This window comes from Sulfuriroseicoccus oceanibius, assembly GCF_010681825.2.
GTDB classification, from domain to species: domain Bacteria; phylum Verrucomicrobiota; class Verrucomicrobiia; order Verrucomicrobiales; family SLCJ01; genus Sulfuriroseicoccus; species Sulfuriroseicoccus oceanibius.
Genome location: NZ_CP066776.1, coordinates 148,889 through 166,336, shown reverse-complemented (window position 1 = coordinate 166,336; position 17,448 = coordinate 148,889). Strand labels below are relative to the sequence as shown.

Below are 17,448 nucleotides of genomic sequence, written 5' to 3'. Positions count from 1 at the left end.
GGCGCCATGAGTCAGCCTGGGTTCTTTTTGTCATTGGAGGGGTCTGAAGGGTGTGGCAAGTCCACGCAGCTTCAGCGCATCAAAGCGTATCTTGAGTCGCGCTCGATCGAGCCGGTGATGGTGCGCGAGCCGGGAGGGACCGCGCTCGGTGAGAAGATCCGCCACTTGCTCCAGCACGACGAGGCGGGGGATGGGATGGCGGCCGAGGCGGAGTTGCTGCTTTTTGCCGCGAGTCGGGCCCAGATGATGCGCGAAGTGGTCGGGCCGGCGCTCGATGCGGGGCGGGTGGTGATTGCCGATCGGTTTATTGATTCGACCACGGTGTACCAGGGCGTGGCGCGTGGGTTGTCGGTGGAGATGATCCAGCGGGTGAATGCGATTGCCACCGGTGGGCGCGTGCCTGACGTGACTTTGTTGCTCGATCTGGACGTGGCGACCGGGCGTGAGCGCAGTAGCTCGCGCGGTGATGCCCCGGACCGCATGGAGCGCGAATCGGATGCGTTCTTTGAATCGGTGCGCAATGGGTACCTCGATTTGGCGCAAGCCGAACCGGAGCGCATCGTTGTGATTGACGCCGCGCAGGATATTGACACTGTGCATCAGGCGATCGTCGCCGTTCTTGAGGAACACCTCTAATCACTCACGCATCCATGGCCTTCACGATTGATCAAGCGCTCACCAGCCTGCGCAATGCCCGCGACAACGACCGACTCGGACACGCGTATCTCATCACTGGTCCTGCAGGGAGTGGTAAAGAGAAGCTGGCGTGTCAGCTGATCGCCTTGCTGCAATCCAAGCCTGCGGGCGAGCCTGTTGCTGGTCTTTTCGGTGAAGAGCCGGCGGCACCTGTGGAGGCGGAACCCGCTGCATCGCTCGACGAGGCGGCTGGTCCATTGGTCAACGTGGTGCGTCCGGCTTCGGCGGCGCGCCGCATCCGCGTGGCGGACATTCATGAACTGGAGAAGGGGTTGCGGGTTTCCTGCGGCATGAACGAAACCAAGGTTGCTGTGATCTGCGAGGCGGACCGTCTCGGTGTGGAGTCGAGCAACGCTTTCCTCAAGACCTTGGAAGAGCCGCCGGATCGCTCGATCATTCTGATCCTTACCTCGCGCCCGGAGCAGCTGCTCGACACCATTCTTTCTCGCTGCATTCAGGTGGAATTGATCGGTGACGGCATGATTGAACCCGAAACCGGGACTCCAGAAGCGCGGTGGCTCGACCAGATTGGAGAGGCATTGCAAAATGGAGGCTCGACCGTGAAGGATGCGTTTGTGCTCGCGCGGGCGACTCAGGATGTGCTCGGTCAGCGCAAGGCGGAGATCGACAAACATTACCAGACGATCCTCAAAGAAGAGGGCAGGCGCTACAAAGATGCCAGCGAGGCCGGCAAGTACCTCGAGCGTCGCGAGACCGAGCTCGCCGCCCGGGGGAAGTCGGATTACCTTAAAGTCCGCGAAGGCGTGGTCCAGATGTTGATTGCGCTTTTTGGGGATGCGGTGCGGGCGCAGGTGGGTGGAAAGCGGCGGTCGTTGCCTCGTTATTCAAAGGTGGCTGAATCCTTGGCGTCGCAGTTGTCGCATGCGGAGCTTGAGAAGCGCATGAAAGCGGTTGAACGCCTGGGTGAGTTGGCCAATACGAACGTGCAGGAGAACCTGGCGTTCGAGGCATCGTTCCTCGACATCGTCGGTGTGGACTAGTGGCCGCAACACTGACGCGCTAGTCGATCTTGCGCAGTCGGCGCTTGAGCTTCTTGCGCGCTTTTTTCTCGGCCTCCGCGAGCTCGAACTCGTGCTTTTCCTTCATCAGCGCATCGAATGTGGCGCGGGCAGCCTGGGCTGCTTCGGAGGCCTGTAGTTTGGCTTCACGGGCGTCCTCAAGTTCGTTTTCCAAGCGCTTGAGTTGACTTTGTTTGGCGGATTCGATTTCGACGAAGTTGATCCCCTTGGCACCTCGTTCTTTCGCTTCCTGGCGTAGCTCGGTTTTGAAGTCCCACAGGGCTTGGCGAGCGTTGCGCTCTGCCAGCGACGCATCCCCGGCTTCGTCACGCAGTTGTTCGAAGCGTGTCAGAGCGCGGCCTTCTTCGCTCCACGGATCGAGTTCCGGAAGTTCCGAGATGTTGATCACCGGGGATTGATAATCCTCTTGGAGACGGAGGTCGAGAGTGGCAGCTTTAATGCCCGATAACATGAGGAGCACGGAGATGACGAGCAGCGGAAGCCCGCCGACGATGGCCGCCGTTTGTAGTGTCTCCAGTCCGCCCATGAAGAGCAGGACCGAGGGCATTAGCGACAAGGTGAAGGCCCAGAACAAGCGGTTCCAGCGCATGGGCTCTTCGGTGACGTTGTTCTGCACCACGGCGGCCAGGATGTAGGAGATGCTGTCGAAGGTGGTGGCGGTGAAGATGAGGCACAGCAGCGTGAAAACACCGATGACAATGGGGGCCATGGGTAGCTGGTCCAGGATGCTGAAGATGGCGCTAGTGGCACCTTCGTTCTTAAGAATGCCGACCACATCGAGTTCGCCGCTCAGCTGCAAGGAGAGTCCGTAGTTGCCTAGAATAATGAAGTAGAGTGCACAGCCGGCCGAGCCGAAGAAGATAGAGCCGATGACCATTTGGCCGATGGTCCTGCCGCGCGAGATCCGTGCCACGAAGAGGCCCATGCTCGGAGCGAACACCAGCCACCATGCCCAGTAGAAGATGGTCCAGTCCTGCGGGAACTCTGTGTTGGCGAAAGTTCCCATGCCACCGAATGGTTCGGCCCATGTGGCCATGCGGAAGAAGTTGGTGAGCATGCGCCCGACGGCGTCGAGCCCGGTCTCGAGCATGAAAATGGTGGGGCCGGCGATGAGGATGAAGGCGAGCAATCCGAGGGCACCCCAGAAGTTGATGTTACTGAGTACCTTGATACCGCCGTCCATGCCTTTGTAGCTGGAGTAGGCGAAGAGCGCGGTGCAGACGAGCAGTACGCCGATCTGCGAGTAGTTGGTGGTTTCCAAGCCGGTGAGCTTGCCGATCCCCGCGTTGATCAGTGGCGCGGCGAGCCCCAGCGTGGTGGCAGCGCCCCCGAGCAGGCCGAAGATGAAGAGGATATCGAAGGTTTTTCCGAGTTTGCCGACGCTATGGCGCTCTCCCAGAATCGGCATCAGAGCGGTCGAAACTTTGAGTGCCGGCTGCTTCCGAACATAGAAAAAGTAGGCGATGGGAAGCGCGGGGATCAGATAGATACACCATGCCACAGGGCCCCAGTGAAAGATGCCGTAGGTCGCGGCCCAGCGGATCGCCTCTTCGCTGCCAGGCTCGGCTTGGAAGGGCGGATTGCTGTAGTAATACGCCCATTCAATCATTCCCCAGTACAGAATGCTGGCGCCGATGCCACCGCAGAAGAGCATGGCGGCCCAGGAAGCAGTGCCGAATTCCGGCTTTTCTTCGGGTTCACCTAGTTTGATCTGCCCGATTTTCGAGAAAATGATGTAGACCATGAAGAAGACCGCAATCAGGCCAAGCGTGAGGTAGGCGAACCCGAGCTTGGTCGTCATGAAGTTCTTCGCGGCCGCGATCCATGTCGCGCCCTCGTCCGGGAAAAGAACCAGTGGGAAAATGACCGCGAAAAGCAACGCCAAGGCGCCGAAAAAGGTCATCTTGTCGATCAATGCGAAGTGCTTTTTCATGGGGCGTCTCCCGGTGGGTTGAGCGCATGCGGAGGCAACGTGCCGGCGCGTGCTTCAGGACGTGATTACGGGAGTCGCTGGGTATGGGTTGAGTAGAGTTCGGTGTGTTATACCCTTTAAACGGTCACCTTGTCGGAACCGATGGGGATTGAGTGAGTAGGATCAGAGATGAAGAAAGTGATCTTGGCGGGATCTTTTTGAGTGATGCTGTGTTGCTCACAGCTCAGGTAGCCCGCTAGCATCGCGGTTCGCGCCTTGCCTCACTCGAAAAGCTCTCCGCCATTCCGCCAATTTGACCGTTCAAATGGTATTATGTGCCGCCTGCGTGTTAATTGGTGGGCGTTCTGGTGCTAGCTGTGCGGGTGCGTATTGCTAGTCTGTGGGTTCGCTGGTGGCGAATTTGGCCTGTTTTCGCTGGCTGATGGCATAGAGCAGCACGGCGATCCAGATCCAGACAAACGAGGTCAGGCGCTCTGCGGGCATGGGCTCATGGTAGAGGAAGACACCGAGCAGGAACTGCATGGTCGGCGCGATGAATTGCAGGATGCCGATGGTGGCAAAGCGCACCGTCCGCGCGGCGTGGGCAAACCAGAGCAAGGGCAGGGCGGTGACCACGCCGGATCCCAGCAGTAGGCCGGCTTGCAGCGGCTGGGCGGGCGTAATCGAGGTCCAGCCGCCTGTGGGAGCAAGGGTGAGCCAAACCGCGCACGGGATGAAAAAGAAGGACGTTTCGACCGCCAGTCCGGTGAGCGATCCCAGCGGCGAACGTTTCCGCACCAGCGCGTAGCTGGCGAAGGTGACGGACAAAGCCACGGCAATCCAAGGAAACCGACTGAGCAGTGGAACTTGGATTGCCAATCCGATTACCGCGCACACGACCGCAGCCCATTGCAGGGGCTGGAGCCTTTCTTTGAAAAGCACCGCGCCAATCGCGATGAGGACGAGCGGCGAGAGGTAGTAGCCGAGTGCGGATTCAACGATGTGCCCATTGAGAGTGGCCCAAATGAAGAGCAGCCAGTTGGTTCCGATGAGAACGCTGGCCACCGAGTGGATGCCGAGCGTTCGTTTGTTCTTCAGTGCGGCCAGGTAGTCGCCCCAACGGCCGCGTAGTGACATCAGGATCCACAGAAAGATTAAGGACCATAGCAGCCGGTGGGAGACGACGGAGAGTGCTGGGATGTCTCCGAGTGCCTTCCAGTACGCGGTCAGTCCGCCCCACGCGATGAATGCACCGAGGGCGGCGAGGTGCCCGCTGTGCAGGTTGGATGGTCGGGCGGAAGGCGTGTCTGGCATGGTTGGGTATCAGCTTTCAGCCGGTGGTCGGGTGTCGAATGATTTGCGGTTGGAGGAGTAGCGCATTTGCAACAATTCGACGACCAAAGCAAACCCCATTGGCAGGTAGATGTAGCCTTTTGGCACGTGTTGGTTGAAGGCCTCCATGATGATGGTGACACCGATGGTGACGAGGAAACTCAGAGCCAGAATCTTCAAGGCCGGGTGGGCGAGGATGAAATCGCCGATCGGTTTGGCAAAGGCGAGCACGACGGCGAAGGCCGCGACCACGGCAACGATGATGACCATCAGATGGCTGGTGAGGCCGACGGCGGTGATCACGGAATCGAGGCTGAAGACGATGTCGAGCATGACGATCTGGGTGATCACCGCGCCGAAGGATGCGTAGACTTTCGCTGGCCCTGCGGTTTCCTCGTGGAGTTCGACGACGTGGTGGATCTCGTGAACGGCTTTGTAGAGAAGGAAAAGCCCGCCAGCCAGCAGGATGAGGTTCTTCACTGAAAGTGAGGCGATGATCGGGACACCGGCGAGGGCTGGATATTCTTCGCCGAGTGGTGTGTTGAGCTGGAGCAACCAGGTGACGCCGAACAAAAGGACGATGCGGGCAACGAGGGCGAGCGCCAAGCCGATGATGCGGGCTCGTTGTTGTTGGGCTTCCGGCAACCGCGCCACCATGATGGAGATTACGAGGATGTTATCGACTCCGAGGACGAGTTCGAGGCCGAGAAGAAGGAGCAACACTCCGATGAGGTTGCCGAGGGAATCGGGACCGGCAGCGGCTGCGGCGTCGGCTAGGAGGAACGAAAGATCGCTTGTCATTGCGGTGATTTTGGGTTTTCCGGGATCCAATAGCAGGCCTATGATGCCGTCATGATCGACATGCTTGTGCGCCTTTATGACTTGCCCGATTGTGGGGAACTATACGAATCGCTTCAGCGCGAGGGTGTGATCATCCGGCGGGCGCGTGCATTTGAAAAGCATCAAGTCGCTAGCTGGGCTGTGGAGCATTTCAGTCCGAAATGGGGTAGTGAATGCGAGGTGGCGCTGAGCCGTGAGCCGGTTTCTTGTTTTATCGCGACCAGGAACAAAGAGATCATTGGCTTTGTGTGTTATGGCGCGACGATGAAGGGATTTCTCGGGCCGATGGGCGTGACCGAGGGTGCGCGTGGCCTGGGGCTGGGCAAGGCATTGCTGGTTCGCGGGCTCGAGGCGATGTACGCGGAAGGGTATGCCTATGCGGTGATCGGCGGAGTCGGACCGCGTGAGTTTTACGAGAAGGCGGTCGGGGCGATCGAGATTCCGGGCAGTGATCCGGGGATCTACGGTGATATTCTGCCGGAGAAGTGACGGGGGGAACGTTACAGGCTCCGCGGTGGCGGGGCGAGGACGTTGGCGAAGGTGAGGCCGGCGACGATGGAGATGAAGATGAGGAACGTTTCCGATCCCATCGTTTGGTTGGCGATGACCGAGTCGCCGAGAATCTGACTGGTGAGGTTGAGGTAGGTTTTACTGCCGGGCACGAGAACGACCACCCCTTGGATCAGAATGATCGAGGCTGGTGTGTTGCGCCAGCGCGAGTAGAGGTTCGAATAAACGCCGAGCATCAATGCGCCGGTGAAAACGCCAAGGTCCTCGCTGATCAGCATGCCCCCAATGAGGGTGAAGGCGTAGCCAAGCACGCCGCCAAGCATGCCGGGGACAAGGTTGATTGGGCGCGTGTTGAAAATCACGGACAGACCGAGGCTGATCAGCGCGACTCCCGGCCAGACGAAGCCGGTGTGCAGCATGGTGGTATCAGGCGCTGGCGGTGGTGCGTGGATGAGTGCCCCAACCGTCAGACCAATGTGGGCACCAAAGTAGAGTTTGAACAAACTCATGGTGGCATCAATGACACGCGCGGTGCCTGAGGAAAGGTGGCGCTCGCCGAGTTCGGAAAGGCCGAGCGTGAGCGCCAGGCCGGGGATGTACCAGATGATGGCCGATAGCGTGACAATCTGAACGTGGAGCCCCGGGATGACGGATGCCAGCAAGGTGGCGCTGAGGCCGGCAAGAAAGGCAACGGTCGGTTCGAGGATTTGTTGAACCCTCACCGACGTGGTGGACCACAGGCTGATGATGTAAACGAAAATGCCGAGAGCCAGAGAGACCCAGACATCGGCCCAGCTGTTGCGCATGATGAGCGAGAACGAGGCCGAACTGACACCGAAGGCAAGCAGAACGACCAGCGGGGTGAAGCGCGGGCGGGTGACGTCGCGTTCGAGCAGGCGGCGTTCCGCCTGGTCGATCGTCATTTCACCATTGGAGACTGCGGAGGCGATGTCGTCGAGGGCGGCCAGAGCGCCGAGGTTGATGCCGCCCGGGTTGGTGCGCTTGATGTGGATGGCCTCGGACATTTCGTCTTCATCGGGGAAAAAAACGAAGGTGAGAGACGTCGGGGTAACGAGGAATTCGCCGTGGATGTCCAGAGCTTCCGAGAGGTTGTGGAGGTGAGCTTCGAGTCGGAACGCTGGGGTTCCGAACCGGTGCAATGCTTTGCCCAGCTGGATGATGAAGCGGCGCTTCTGTTCGAAGTCGATCTCTTGTGGTGGGCTCATGACGGCGTCTGGAATCGGCGCAGGTTCGATTTGTAAGGGGGCTTGTCCAATGTCGTTTTCGATTATGCTGAAAATTCCGATCCGACCATGGATACGGGAGAACCACAAGCACTCGAATTGTACGAATTCATGCGCTATAGATGATGCCAATTATGGACGAACCCCTCTCATCCTCCGGAGCTGAACGGTATACGAGTGAACTGTTGGATGCGCTGGTCGAGCGCGAGAAAGTGATCGCTGATCACGCCTGGCGTGACCGTGATGCAGACGCTCATTTACAGGCCTTGATTGAGGTGAGCGAGCGGATCACGCGGATTGGAAATGAATGGATGGCGGATATGGACGTGCCGATTGCGCCGCGCTTGCGCCACTTTCTGGAGGGGTGCAGCTACCAAAAGGCGCGCTTGTGGTTGGAAGGGGAATCGGGAAGCTGTTCGCCACGTTGATGTTCCTGCTTGAGTCTCGTCCGTAAAATGGCAAAGTCGTGCGCATTGAAGATGAATCGATTACCTGAAGCGGGCACCGAACCGGTTGCCGACGACGATGACGCGGGGCCCCGGTCTTGCCGGGAATGTGATGGGATTCTGCTAGAAGCAGGCGTCCGTGGAGTGTGTGTAATCCGTTAATGGAGTAACGCGATGGGATTACTGATTTTCTTTATCCTGCTGGCTCTCGGAGTGTCGTTCCTTTGTTCGGTGCTTGAGGCGGTGTTGTTGTCCGTGACGCCGGGCTTTATTGAGCACGAGGTGTCGCAGGGCAAGCCTTACGCCAAGAAGTTGGCGAAGATGAAGGCGGATGTGGACAAGCCGTTGTCCGCGATTCTGACTTATAACACGGTGGCTCACACCTTTGGTGCTGCTGGCGCCGGTGCCCAGTGGAAGGTGATTTCCGGCAGCACGTACGAGGCGACATTCGCCACTGCGCTGACAGTGCTGATCCTGGTGGCCTCGGAAATCATTCCGAAGACGCTTGGTGCCCGCTTCTGGAGAAGCCTGGCCAAGCCGGCGACCTGGTTGCTTGGCGCGATGGTCTGGTCGCTCAGGGTGATTGGTGTGATTGCCGCATTGCGGGGTATCACGCGTCTGTTGGGTGGTGATTCGGTTCATCATGGAGTGAGCCGTGCGGAGTTGGCTGCGATGGCGGATTTGAGTTCGCGTTCGGGGCATCTTGAGGACCAGGAAAGCCAGATTTTGCGCAATTTGTTCCGTTTCCGTGAGTCGAAGGTGCGCGATATCATGACTCCTCGCACGGTGGTCTATGCGTTGCCGGAGTCGATGGACGTGCAGCATTTCCTCGACGAGGCGGTTCCGACGCCTTTCTCCCGCATCCCGGTTTTTGAGAAGAACAGCGACGATATCACCGGCTTTGTCTTGAAGAGCGATGTGATGGCGGCCCGCGTGCTAGGGCACGACGACGGCAAGTCATTGGTGGATTTCAAACGTCCGGTCACCGTGGTGCCAAGCAGTGCGAGTATTTCGCGCGTGTTTGAGGTGATGATGCAGAAGAAGGCGCACTTCATGCTGGTGGTTGACGAGTTTGGTGGCTTGGAAGGGATCGTGACCATGGAAGATGTGGTCGAGACCTTGCTCGGGCTGGAAATTGTCGATGAAGCGGATGCCTCCGAAGATATGCAGATTCTGGCGCGCAAGCTTTGGCAGCAACGCGCCAAGGCAATGGGCTTGAGGATTGAGCCGGATGCGCCTGCTGATGAGACCAAAACGCAGGACGCGGAGTAGCCGGGCATCTTGTCCGTCGATGAATCGGCCTCGGCGGCGGGGCGAAGTGACTATTTGGTGACCGCCGTGATTGGGCGTAGTGTGCGCCGGTATGAAAAAGACATTTCCACTGACCAATCCACGGCACCAGCCGGCTCGCGTGATCGAGCGGATCAAGAAAGACGTGCGCAGCTATGTGAAGCGTGAGCGTGCGAAAGAACTGCCCGAGGGAGTCGATTTCTGGGATTTCGCCTGCAAGGTCGGCGCCACTGCTGATGAAGCGGTCGCCAAGCACATTGAGGAAGTGGTCAAAGGGATCGACGAAGTGGCCGCGACCGGGGCGGAGCAGGTTTACATCGAGCTGCTACGCAAGCCGGGTGTCCGCAAAAAGCGTGACTAATACCCAGCGACGTAAGTTTACATAAAAAACGGGCCAGGTGGATATTCCACCTGGCCCGCTTTGTTGATGGGTCGGACCTAGATCAGGTCACGGGCGTCGACTGCGGTGAGTCCGTGGGCTTCGGCCACAGGAGCGCAGGTCAGTTTGCCACCGGCGCAGTTGATTCCGCCGACGAGTTCCGGGCGGGATTCGCAGGCTTGCTTCACGCCTTGGTCGGCGATCAGAGTGGCCCAGCGCTGGGTGGTGTTGTTGAGAGCCTGGGTGGCGGTCCGGGCATAGGCGCCCGGCATGTTGGCCACGCAGTAGTGGAGGACGTCTTCCTCGTAATAGGTTGGGTTGTCGTGTGTGGTTGGGCGGGTGGTTTCCGCGCATCCGCCCTGGTCCACGGCGATATCCACAAACACACTGCCCGGCTGCATGATCTTGAGCATGTCGCGGGTGATCAGCTTTGGCGCAGCGGCACCAGGCACGAGCACCGCACCGATCACGAGATCCACGCGGGTAAGAAGCTCCGACAAGTTGGCCTCGTTGGAGTAGACGGTCTTGGCGCCTTCCATGGTGATGTCGAGGAAGCGCATGCGGTCGAAGTCCACTTCAAGGATGCTGACATCCGCCCCGATACCGGTGGCGACTCGGGCTGCATTGACCCCCGCGGTGCCACCACCGATGACGACCACGCGGCCAGGAGCCACGCCTGGAACACCGCCAAGCAAGGTGCCGCGGCCACCATTGTGTTTGGCAAGCTGGTAGGCACCGACAATCGATGACATACGGCCGGCGATCTCACTCATTGGCTCGAGCAATGGCAGGCGACCATTGACTTCGATAGTCTCGTAGGCAATCGCGGTGCAACCGGTGGCGACGAGTGACTCGGTGAGCTGCTTGTCCGCAGCCAGGTGAAGGTAGGTGAAAAGGGTGTGCTGCTCGTTGAGCATGGCAACCTCGCTTGGCTGCGGCTCTTTGACTTTGACGATGAGCTCCGCGTCGCGGAACACAGCAGGTGCGTCTTCGACAATCTCAGCGCCAGCTGCCACGTAGAGCTCGTCAGGGTAGCTCGCGCCTAGGCCTGCGCCCTTCTGAACGAGGACGCGGTGGCCACGACGAGTCAACTCGCCAACCGAGGCGGGAATCATCGATACACGATGCTCCTGCGCTTTGATTTCTGTAGGGATACCAATGATCATGATGTTGGTGGTATGGGGTTGTGCGGTATGGTCGTGAAACCAAAAGCCGCCCGCACCCATGTAGGGCGGTAGCCAGCGAAATCAAGCGCAATCCCGGACTTGGGCGCTATGGCGGCGGCGGAGCTGCGGATGCTGCCGGATTATTTTCCCACCATGAGGAAATCGTCGCGCTCCAGGCGGGTGATCTTTTCCATCGCTTTGACCACGTAGACGAGGGTGGCCATCATCATGGCGAATGCAGGGACGCCGATGATCACGAACGACCAACCGGTGACAGCGGCAACGGCGTCGTTGTAGGCCTCGCGGGCATCCAGAGCGGTCACGTCGACTTGGCTGATGAAGTAGTAGGAGACGATGAAGTTGAGCACGGTGGCGAGCGCGAACGATGCGGCCATCCCGAATGTGGCGCGCCACACGAGACGACGGAACTCGCCGGTCTTACCGCCGCTTTCCACCGCGCGCTCGACCCGCTTCATGTCGAAGATTTCGTCATTGAGTAAGAACACGCGGATCAGGGGGGTGCGCATCTTCATCGAGACGATGAACGAGAGTCCAAGGATGAGTGGGATCACGGCTTCCTTGATGCCGAACAAAATGGCGGCTTTCGGGTGGATGGTGCCGTCTTCGTTCCACACCATCAGCGTGATGCCGCCGGTGAGCAGGACGCTGGCGAGTCCGAGCACGGAGAATGGGTTGAGCTTGCGGGTGCGGACCAGGTCGCGCAAGCCGTAGCCAAGTGGGAGGCAGATGGCGATGGCCATGCCGATGGCAGGTCCCAGGTGCCAGAATTTGTCGCCGTCCTTACCCAGGTAGCTGAGGGCCAGAATTGGCAGCAGCACGTTGACGAGGATATTGGCAAGTGGGTGCTCGCGGGGTGGGGCGGATGAGGGCTGGCTCATGGTCTGATTCTGGTGGTGGGGACGATGATTCGGCACATGCAATGCGTGATGGCGGGGCCATGCGAGAAAAAAGTGCGAATTTCCAGAAAATAGTGAGAGTGATAGCGCTTTTTGTGTTGAACTCGATCCGCGGGATAAGGCATGCTGACTTTCCCACGAATTCAAATCCCCCTCCATTCGCGGGAGTGAAAGTAAGCCGGAATAATCCGGTTGATCTTTGTCTCCTGCCATATCTGAAAACTTTCCCCCCCTTGAGCTCGTTCCACCCCGTCGGATTCGACAGGTAGGCTGAGCTCAAGGGGGTTGGCTTCTCTAGGGAGAGCGCCTTTTTGGGCGTCGCTCTTGAAAATAGGCGCCGGAAAGCCGACAGAAAACTGAATTCACCCAACGTTTAGCCCCCGCTCGCACGAACACGAATCCATTCATATCGCCTGATTCAGGCTCCATCCCTTAACTGCTGACACTTATGTCGAATTTTGAACTAGATGGCGGGATCAAGATCTACCTTCGGGAGATCGGTAAGACGCCGCTACTCACCCCAGCCGAAGAGATTGAGTTGGCCGCTCGCATTAAAAATGGTGACGAGAGAGCCCGCCAACACATGATCCAGGCCAACCTGCGTCTGGTGGTGAAAATCGCTCAAGACTACGCCAACTACGGGCTCCCGTTGCTTGACCTGATCTCCGAAGGGAACATCGGTCTGATGAAGGCGGTCGAACGCTTCGATCCTGCCAAAGGTGGCAAGCTCAGTACTTATGCCGCGTGGTGGATCAAGCAGTCCATCAAGCGCGCCCTTGCCAACCAGAGCAAGACCATCCGCCTCCCGGTGCACATGGTCGATAAGATTTCCAAGATGCGCCGCGTGGCCATGGTGCTGGCCGAGGAACTCGGTCGCGAACCGACCGACGAAGAGTTGGCGGAAGAGATCGGGATTGATCGCGCCAAGCTGGCCCACCTCAAGTCGGCGGCGTTGCGTCCGGCGTCCCTTGATGCGCCGATTTCGGAAGATGATACCACTGAGTTCGGTGAGATCGTTGGCGACGAGAACGCGCAGACGCCATTTGAGTTGCTCAGCCACAAGAACATGCACGGCCAGCTCGATGGATTGCTCGATTTCCTCGACGAACGTGAGCTCAAGATTATCGAAGCGCGCTTCGGTCTGAATGGTCAGAAGCTGCGCACTCTGGAAGAGGTCGGCCAGGAGTTTGGCGTGACCCGTGAGCGTATCCGTCAGTTGCAGAACATCGCACTCAAGAAGCTGCGTCGCGCCCTGCAGAAGCGTGAGGATCCAGGTCCTCGTCCGTTGCGTAAAGGCGGTGAAAGTGATCCTGATGCAGAAGGCGAGGAGAACGATGAGGAAACCGATGTGTCGGTGGCCAAGTCGTTTGCCCAGAGCCCGGCGATGCGCAAGGCACAAGAGCAGGCCCGCGCGTTGCAGGTCGAGGCTCCGCCGAAGAAGCGTGGGCGTGGGCGTCCGCGCAAGTCGGAGACCGCTGCCGCTGGCGATGCCCCTAAGAAGCCGCGTAAGAAGGCTGCGAAAAAGGCAACCGCCAAGAAGACCACAAAGAAAAAGACCGCTGCCAAAAAGAACAGCAAGTAGTCTCTGGTAAAGAATCCCAGCAGATCGCCTTGTCCGTAACGTCGCTTCAGGCGCGCCGGACAAGGCGATTTTTTTTGCGTCGTGGGTGTGCCGGTCTAGTGTTGGCGACGCTTCCTACGCAACCGTAATTTGGAATCATCATGGCAGACGCATCACCAATGGAAACGACCATTCCGGACTACACCGGGGTGAAGTTCAAACAAGGTAACGAGAAGCTCATTGTCGTGCTGGACGCGGCATCGGCGCATTTGAGGGGATTGTTGAAGAAGCAGGGGCGGGCCGACACGGGCTGCCTGCGTATTGCGGTGATCGGCGGCGGGTGCTCCGGGCTGCAATACCAGATGGACTTGGTGGATGGTCCACGCGACCGCGACATCATCGTGCCATCGAATGGCGTGCGGGTGGTGATCGACCCGAAGAGTGCGTTGTTTGTGTCGGGCTCGGAGCTCGATTGGAGCGACGACCTGCAGAGCGGTGGCTTCAAGGTGGCGAACCCAAATGCGGTGGTGACTTGCTCGTGTGGCGAGAGCTTCGCTGCGTAAAATTTTAACGGCAGATGCGCGAGGAACCGATGGTCGACCATTTCAAGGCACTTGGTGTGTCGCGTTCCCTGTGGCTGGCGCCGGAGGACGTGCGGACTCGTTTTCAATCGCTGAGCCGTGAGCGCCATCCGGATGCCGAGGGCGGTGGTGACGGCTACGCCGCGGTGGTCGATGCGGCTGCCGTGTTGCAGGACCCGGCCAAGCGCTTGCCTCATTGGTTGGCGCTGCATGGGGTTGAGTACGATGCGCGCAGTACGCCGCCATCGGCTTGGGTGGCGGATGAGTTCTCGCGGGTGGCTGCGCTGGTGCATGCCGCCAATGAGGCGGTGGCAAAGCGGGATGCTGCGACGAGTGCGCTTGGGCAGGCTGTTGCCAACCGGGCGGTGGTCGAAGCCAATGACCAGATTGTCGAGATGCTCGATCAATTGCGCCAGCGAGGGCAGGCATTGGACGTGGAGTTGCAGGCCATGGAAGAGGCGGGTGAGGCCGACGTGGATGTGGTATCGCGTTGCGCGGTCGATTACGGGTTTCTGGGGAAATGGATCGGCCAACTGCGCACGGCGATGGCGTCGCTGGTCTGAGGATCCTGCGCCAGTCTGCGCCATGCTTCATGGCGCTCGAATCCCATGTACTCTGGGCTTAGCGCTTTTGGCGTAAATTGATGCCTGGCATCAAATAGCGTCCGCGTAGCGCTGCTGTAATCGATGATTGCATCGCGTGCGCTCGTGGGGGACGGTGGGCGAACTCCTAGCCCCATTGATTGTGTCCGAGCGCCCTCATTTCGCCTACGTGTTCCAGCGTTTCCCGTCGTTTACCCAGACCTTCTGCGTGCGCGAGGTTCTGGAGCAACTCCGCCAGGGAGTGCGGCTCGCGCTTTTTTCTATCACTGACACCCGCGACGAGGCGATCCAGCACTTTCCCAAGGAGTTGGTAGATCAGGTGGAATTTCTTCCGGAGCGTGATGCGTTGGTCGATCAGGTGAAGCAGTGGAAGCGCGAGGACAAGCTGCCTAAAGAAGCGGTGCTGACGCTGCGGCATTGGGGTGACCAGCCGGACAAGCGTCGGGTTTACGAGGCGATTTACGTGGGACAGCGCTTGCAGCAGCTGGGCGTGCGTCATGTGCACAGTCACTTTGCCGGGCTGGGTGCGCGCACCTGCTGGTGGATTCGGCAGTTCTACGGAGCGACATTCAGCTTCACCGCGCATGCGAATGATATCTTTTGTCCCGAGCCGGGGTCGGTGACCTTGGAGCAGTTGATGCACGATGCCTCGCGGGTGGTCACGGTGAGTGACTTCACGGCACGCTATCTGGAGAATGAGTTTCCGCAGGCGGCGGCTCGTGTCCGACGGGTTTACAATGGTCTCGATCTGGCACCGATTATGAACTACCAAGCGGCTGAGTCGGTGGCGGATGGTGGGCCTCCGTTGATTTTTTCGGTCGGTCGCTTGATTGAGAAGAAGGGGTTTGCGGATCTGATCCGAGCGTGCGGGATTCTCAAAAAGCGGGGGATCTCATTCCGATGTGAGATTGCGGGCGACGGTCCATTGGAGGATGAGCTCAATGCACTGCGGCTGAGCGAGGGCGTTGAAGACGAGGTGCGGTTGGTCGGGCCGAAGTCGCAGGATTGGATTATCCCGCGCTTGCATCAGACCGCGGTTTTTGCCCTGCCTTGCGTGGTTGAGAAAGATGGGGGCATGGACAACCTGCCGACCGTGATCATGGAGGCAATGGCGGCATCGTTGCCTGTGGTTTCCACGGTATTGGCCGGGGTTCCGGAGATGGTGATCGATGGCGAGAGCGGCTATTTGGTGGATCCTCATGACTACCAGAAGTTGGCGGAGCGTATCGCAGATGTGCTGGCAGATCCGAAGCGTGGTGGAGAAATGGGTGCGGCTGGATGTGAGCGTGCGCAGGCTTTGTTTGCGAAAGAAGTCACGGCAGTCGAGCTGCGGCGGTCGTTGGTGAGTGGTGGGTTGGTAGGTGTCGAGGCGTCGTGGCTTTTTGGTCGCGATGGCATGTTGGGTGCGTTTTGTTCGCAATTGGCTTTGCGGGGTGGGCGACTCTTTGGGCAAGGGTGTCCGAAGAGGCAGTACAAGGACTAGCGGCGGGGTCTGATCAACGGGTAGGGTGCGTGCTGCGTTTTCTGCCGGTTTCAAATTCGTTCATGCATTTCCAATGCTTGTGCTTTTCTTTGTGCTGGGTTGAATTACTGTGACTCCCCCCCCGTAGGCAGCATTCCTGCGGGCTCCTCTCATTTCCTCACTCATGGCAACAGATCGAAAATCAATTCGCGGCGGTGTGACGGCTCCTCTAGGGTTCCGTGCTTCAGCCGTTGGCTGCGGGATCAAAGATGCATCCGTGGAGCGCTTGGACCTGGCATTGATTATCTCCGATGAACCAGTGGTCGCTGCGGCTACGTTCACGACCAATAAGGTGAAGGCCGCTCCAGTGCGGGTCTCCGCGTTGCACCTGCGGAAGTCTAATGTGAAGGCGATCATTGCTAACAGTGGCAATGCCAACGCGTGTACCGGTCCTCAAGGGATTGCGGATGCGCGGACGATGGCCCGTGTGGTAGCACGTCAGTTGGGGATTTTGCAGCGTGAGGTGCTGGTTTGCTCGACCGGGATGATTGGTTTGCCGATGCCGATGGCGCGGATCGAGCCGAAGATCCCGGATTTGGTGCAGCGTTTGTCGCCGCGGTTGGCCAATGGCTCGGATGTGGCGCATGCGATCATGACCAGTGACACCCGCCCGAAGGAAGTGGCGGTGGAAATTGAGATCGATGGCAAGCCGGTGCGGATTGGTGCGTGTGCCAAGGGTGCAGGCATGATCGACCCGAACATGGCGACCATGTTGTGCTTCATCACGACGGATGCGGCGATCGGCAAGGCCGAGCTTCAGCGTGCAGTGACCGATTCCGTCGAGCGTTCGTTCAACCGCATCACCATTGATGGCGACATGAGCACCAACGATACGGTTACCGTTTTTGCCAATGGGGCATCGGGAGCGAAGCGTATCACCAGCGGTACCAAGGAGGCTGAGAAATTTACCAAAGCGCTGACCCACGTGATGGTGAAGTTGGCGAAAATGATCGTCGCCGACGGTGAGCGGGTGACCAAGTTTGTCGATGTGCGGGTGCGCGGCGCCGCTACCTATCATCATGCACGTCTGATCGCCGAGGCGGTGGCGAAGTCGTCGCTTTGCAAGTGCTCGTGGAATGGCGAAGACGCCAACTGGGGGCGCATCATGGACGCGATCGGATATTCCGGTGCGCGCATTCGTGAGGAAACGATCGATATTTACTTCGATGGCGTAGCCGCTGCCCGCAACGGAATGGCTGCGGATACCCCGGTGAGCAAATTGCGCGCCGTGGTGAAGAAGCACGCGTTTACGATTAACATCGACCTCCACTTGGGCGAGGCGAACTACAATGTCTACACCTCGGACCTGTCGCCGGAATACGTGGACTTCAACCGCTCGGAGTATTCGATGTGGAAGAAGGCGCAGATCGAAGGCACTGAGAACGACGAGTGAGATTGAACTCCGGTAAG

17 protein-coding genes are annotated in these 17,448 nt (G+C 59.0%); 11 read left to right on the top strand and 6 right to left on the bottom strand.

All coding sequences use genetic code 11. The annotated features are described in order from the left end of the window. Nucleotides 1-6: 6 nt before the first annotated feature. Together tmk and G3M56_RS00685 are read left to right on the top strand one after the other, a co-directional pair. On the top strand, nucleotides 7-636 hold the full coding sequence (gene tmk, locus G3M56_RS00690) for a dTMP kinase (RefSeq protein WP_164364960.1): 630 nt from the start codon (nucleotides 7-9) through the stop codon (nucleotides 634-636). Nucleotides 637-650: 14 nt separating this feature from the next. Beyond that, nucleotides 651-1,697, top strand: coding sequence for a hypothetical protein (locus G3M56_RS00685; protein WP_164364961.1), 1,047 nt, complete (start codon nucleotides 651-653; stop codon nucleotides 1,695-1,697). 19 nt (nucleotides 1,698-1,716) lie between these two features. Here the strand turns inward: G3M56_RS00685 and G3M56_RS00680 are convergent, their stop codons facing one another. The 3 genes from G3M56_RS00680 to G3M56_RS00670 form a co-directional block, all read right to left on the bottom strand. Then, entirely contained in the window at nucleotides 1,717-3,669 is a 1,953-nt protein-coding gene (locus tag G3M56_RS00680; protein WP_164364962.1) for a BCCT family transporter, read from the bottom strand. A 372-nt stretch (nucleotides 3,670-4,041) separates the two neighbouring features. After that, the gene (gene rarD, locus G3M56_RS00675) at nucleotides 4,042-4,962 is read right to left on the bottom strand and encodes an EamA family transporter RarD (protein WP_164364963.1); all 921 of its coding nucleotides are present in this window, start codon (nucleotides 4,960-4,962) and stop codon (nucleotides 4,042-4,044) included. A gap of 9 nt (nucleotides 4,963-4,971) precedes the next feature. After that, on the bottom strand, nucleotides 4,972-5,781 hold the full coding sequence (locus tag G3M56_RS00670) for a TerC family protein (protein WP_164364964.1): 810 nt from the start codon (nucleotides 5,779-5,781) through the stop codon (nucleotides 4,972-4,974). 51 nt (nucleotides 5,782-5,832) lie between these two features. Here G3M56_RS00670 and G3M56_RS00665 point away from each other — a divergent pair, with 51 nt between their 5' ends. Next, nucleotides 5,833-6,309 carry a GNAT family N-acetyltransferase gene (locus G3M56_RS00665; protein WP_164364965.1) on the top strand — a complete coding sequence of 159 codons (477 nt, stop codon included), beginning with the start codon at nucleotides 5,833-5,835 and terminating at the stop codon, nucleotides 6,307-6,309. 11 nt (nucleotides 6,310-6,320) lie between these two features. Here G3M56_RS00665 and G3M56_RS00660 read toward each other — a convergent pair whose 3' ends face one another. Beyond that, nucleotides 6,321-7,556: a threonine/serine exporter family protein gene (locus tag G3M56_RS00660; RefSeq protein ID WP_164364966.1), complete on the bottom strand. Its 1,236-nt coding sequence runs from the start codon at nucleotides 7,554-7,556 to the stop codon at nucleotides 6,321-6,323. Nucleotides 7,557-7,708: 152 nt separating this feature from the next. On the opposite strand from G3M56_RS00660, the gene G3M56_RS00655 reads away from it, so the two are divergent. The 3 genes from G3M56_RS00655 to G3M56_RS00645 all read left to right on the top strand — a co-directional run bounded on the left by G3M56_RS00655 (nucleotide 7,709) and on the right by G3M56_RS00645 (nucleotide 9,671). After that, nucleotides 7,709-8,002 (top strand): hypothetical protein, encoded by a 294-nt coding sequence (locus G3M56_RS00655; protein WP_164364967.1) that lies wholly within the window; start codon nucleotides 7,709-7,711, stop codon nucleotides 8,000-8,002. Nucleotides 8,003-8,194: 192 nt separating this feature from the next. After that, nucleotides 8,195-9,292, top strand: a complete 1,098-nt coding sequence (locus G3M56_RS00650) for a CNNM domain-containing protein (RefSeq protein WP_164364968.1) — start codon at nucleotides 8,195-8,197, stop codon at nucleotides 9,290-9,292. A gap of 91 nt (nucleotides 9,293-9,383) precedes the next feature. After that, nucleotides 9,384-9,671 carry a DUF6172 family protein gene (locus G3M56_RS00645; protein WP_164364969.1) on the top strand — a complete coding sequence of 96 codons (288 nt, stop codon included), beginning with the start codon at nucleotides 9,384-9,386 and terminating at the stop codon, nucleotides 9,669-9,671. A gap of 77 nt (nucleotides 9,672-9,748) precedes the next feature. Here the strand turns inward: G3M56_RS00645 and ald are convergent, their stop codons facing one another. After that, complete coding sequence (gene ald, locus G3M56_RS00640) at nucleotides 9,749-10,855, bottom strand: alanine dehydrogenase (protein ID WP_164364970.1); 1,107 nt, start codon at nucleotides 10,853-10,855, stop codon at nucleotides 9,749-9,751. Between the two features lie 140 nt (nucleotides 10,856-10,995). Then, on the bottom strand, nucleotides 10,996-11,754 hold the full coding sequence (locus tag G3M56_RS00635) for a VC0807 family protein (protein WP_164364971.1): 759 nt from the start codon (nucleotides 11,752-11,754) through the stop codon (nucleotides 10,996-10,998). 466 nt (nucleotides 11,755-12,220) lie between these two features. Here G3M56_RS00635 and G3M56_RS00630 point away from each other — a divergent pair, with 466 nt between their 5' ends. From G3M56_RS00630 to argJ, 5 genes are all read left to right on the top strand, one after another. Then, nucleotides 12,221-13,354 (top strand): sigma-70 family RNA polymerase sigma factor, encoded by a 1,134-nt coding sequence (locus G3M56_RS00630; RefSeq protein WP_235203505.1) that lies wholly within the window; start codon nucleotides 12,221-12,223, stop codon nucleotides 13,352-13,354. Nucleotides 13,355-13,494: 140 nt separating this feature from the next. Beyond that, complete coding sequence (locus G3M56_RS00625; RefSeq protein ID WP_235203504.1) at nucleotides 13,495-13,896, top strand: HesB/IscA family protein; 402 nt, start codon at nucleotides 13,495-13,497, stop codon at nucleotides 13,894-13,896. A 14-nt stretch (nucleotides 13,897-13,910) separates the two neighbouring features. Next, nucleotides 13,911-14,477 (top strand): hypothetical protein, encoded by a 567-nt coding sequence (locus G3M56_RS00620; RefSeq protein WP_164364972.1) that lies wholly within the window; start codon nucleotides 13,911-13,913, stop codon nucleotides 14,475-14,477. A 181-nt stretch (nucleotides 14,478-14,658) separates the two neighbouring features. After that, nucleotides 14,659-15,999 carry a glycosyltransferase family 4 protein gene (locus tag G3M56_RS00615; RefSeq protein WP_164364973.1) on the top strand — a complete coding sequence of 447 codons (1,341 nt, stop codon included), beginning with the start codon at nucleotides 14,659-14,661 and terminating at the stop codon, nucleotides 15,997-15,999. Nucleotides 16,000-16,162: 163 nt separating this feature from the next. Continuing rightward, entirely contained in the window at nucleotides 16,163-17,431 is a 1,269-nt protein-coding gene (gene argJ / locus G3M56_RS00610; RefSeq protein ID WP_164364974.1) for a bifunctional glutamate N-acetyltransferase/amino-acid acetyltransferase ArgJ, read from the top strand. Nucleotides 17,432-17,448: the final 17 nt, after the last annotated feature.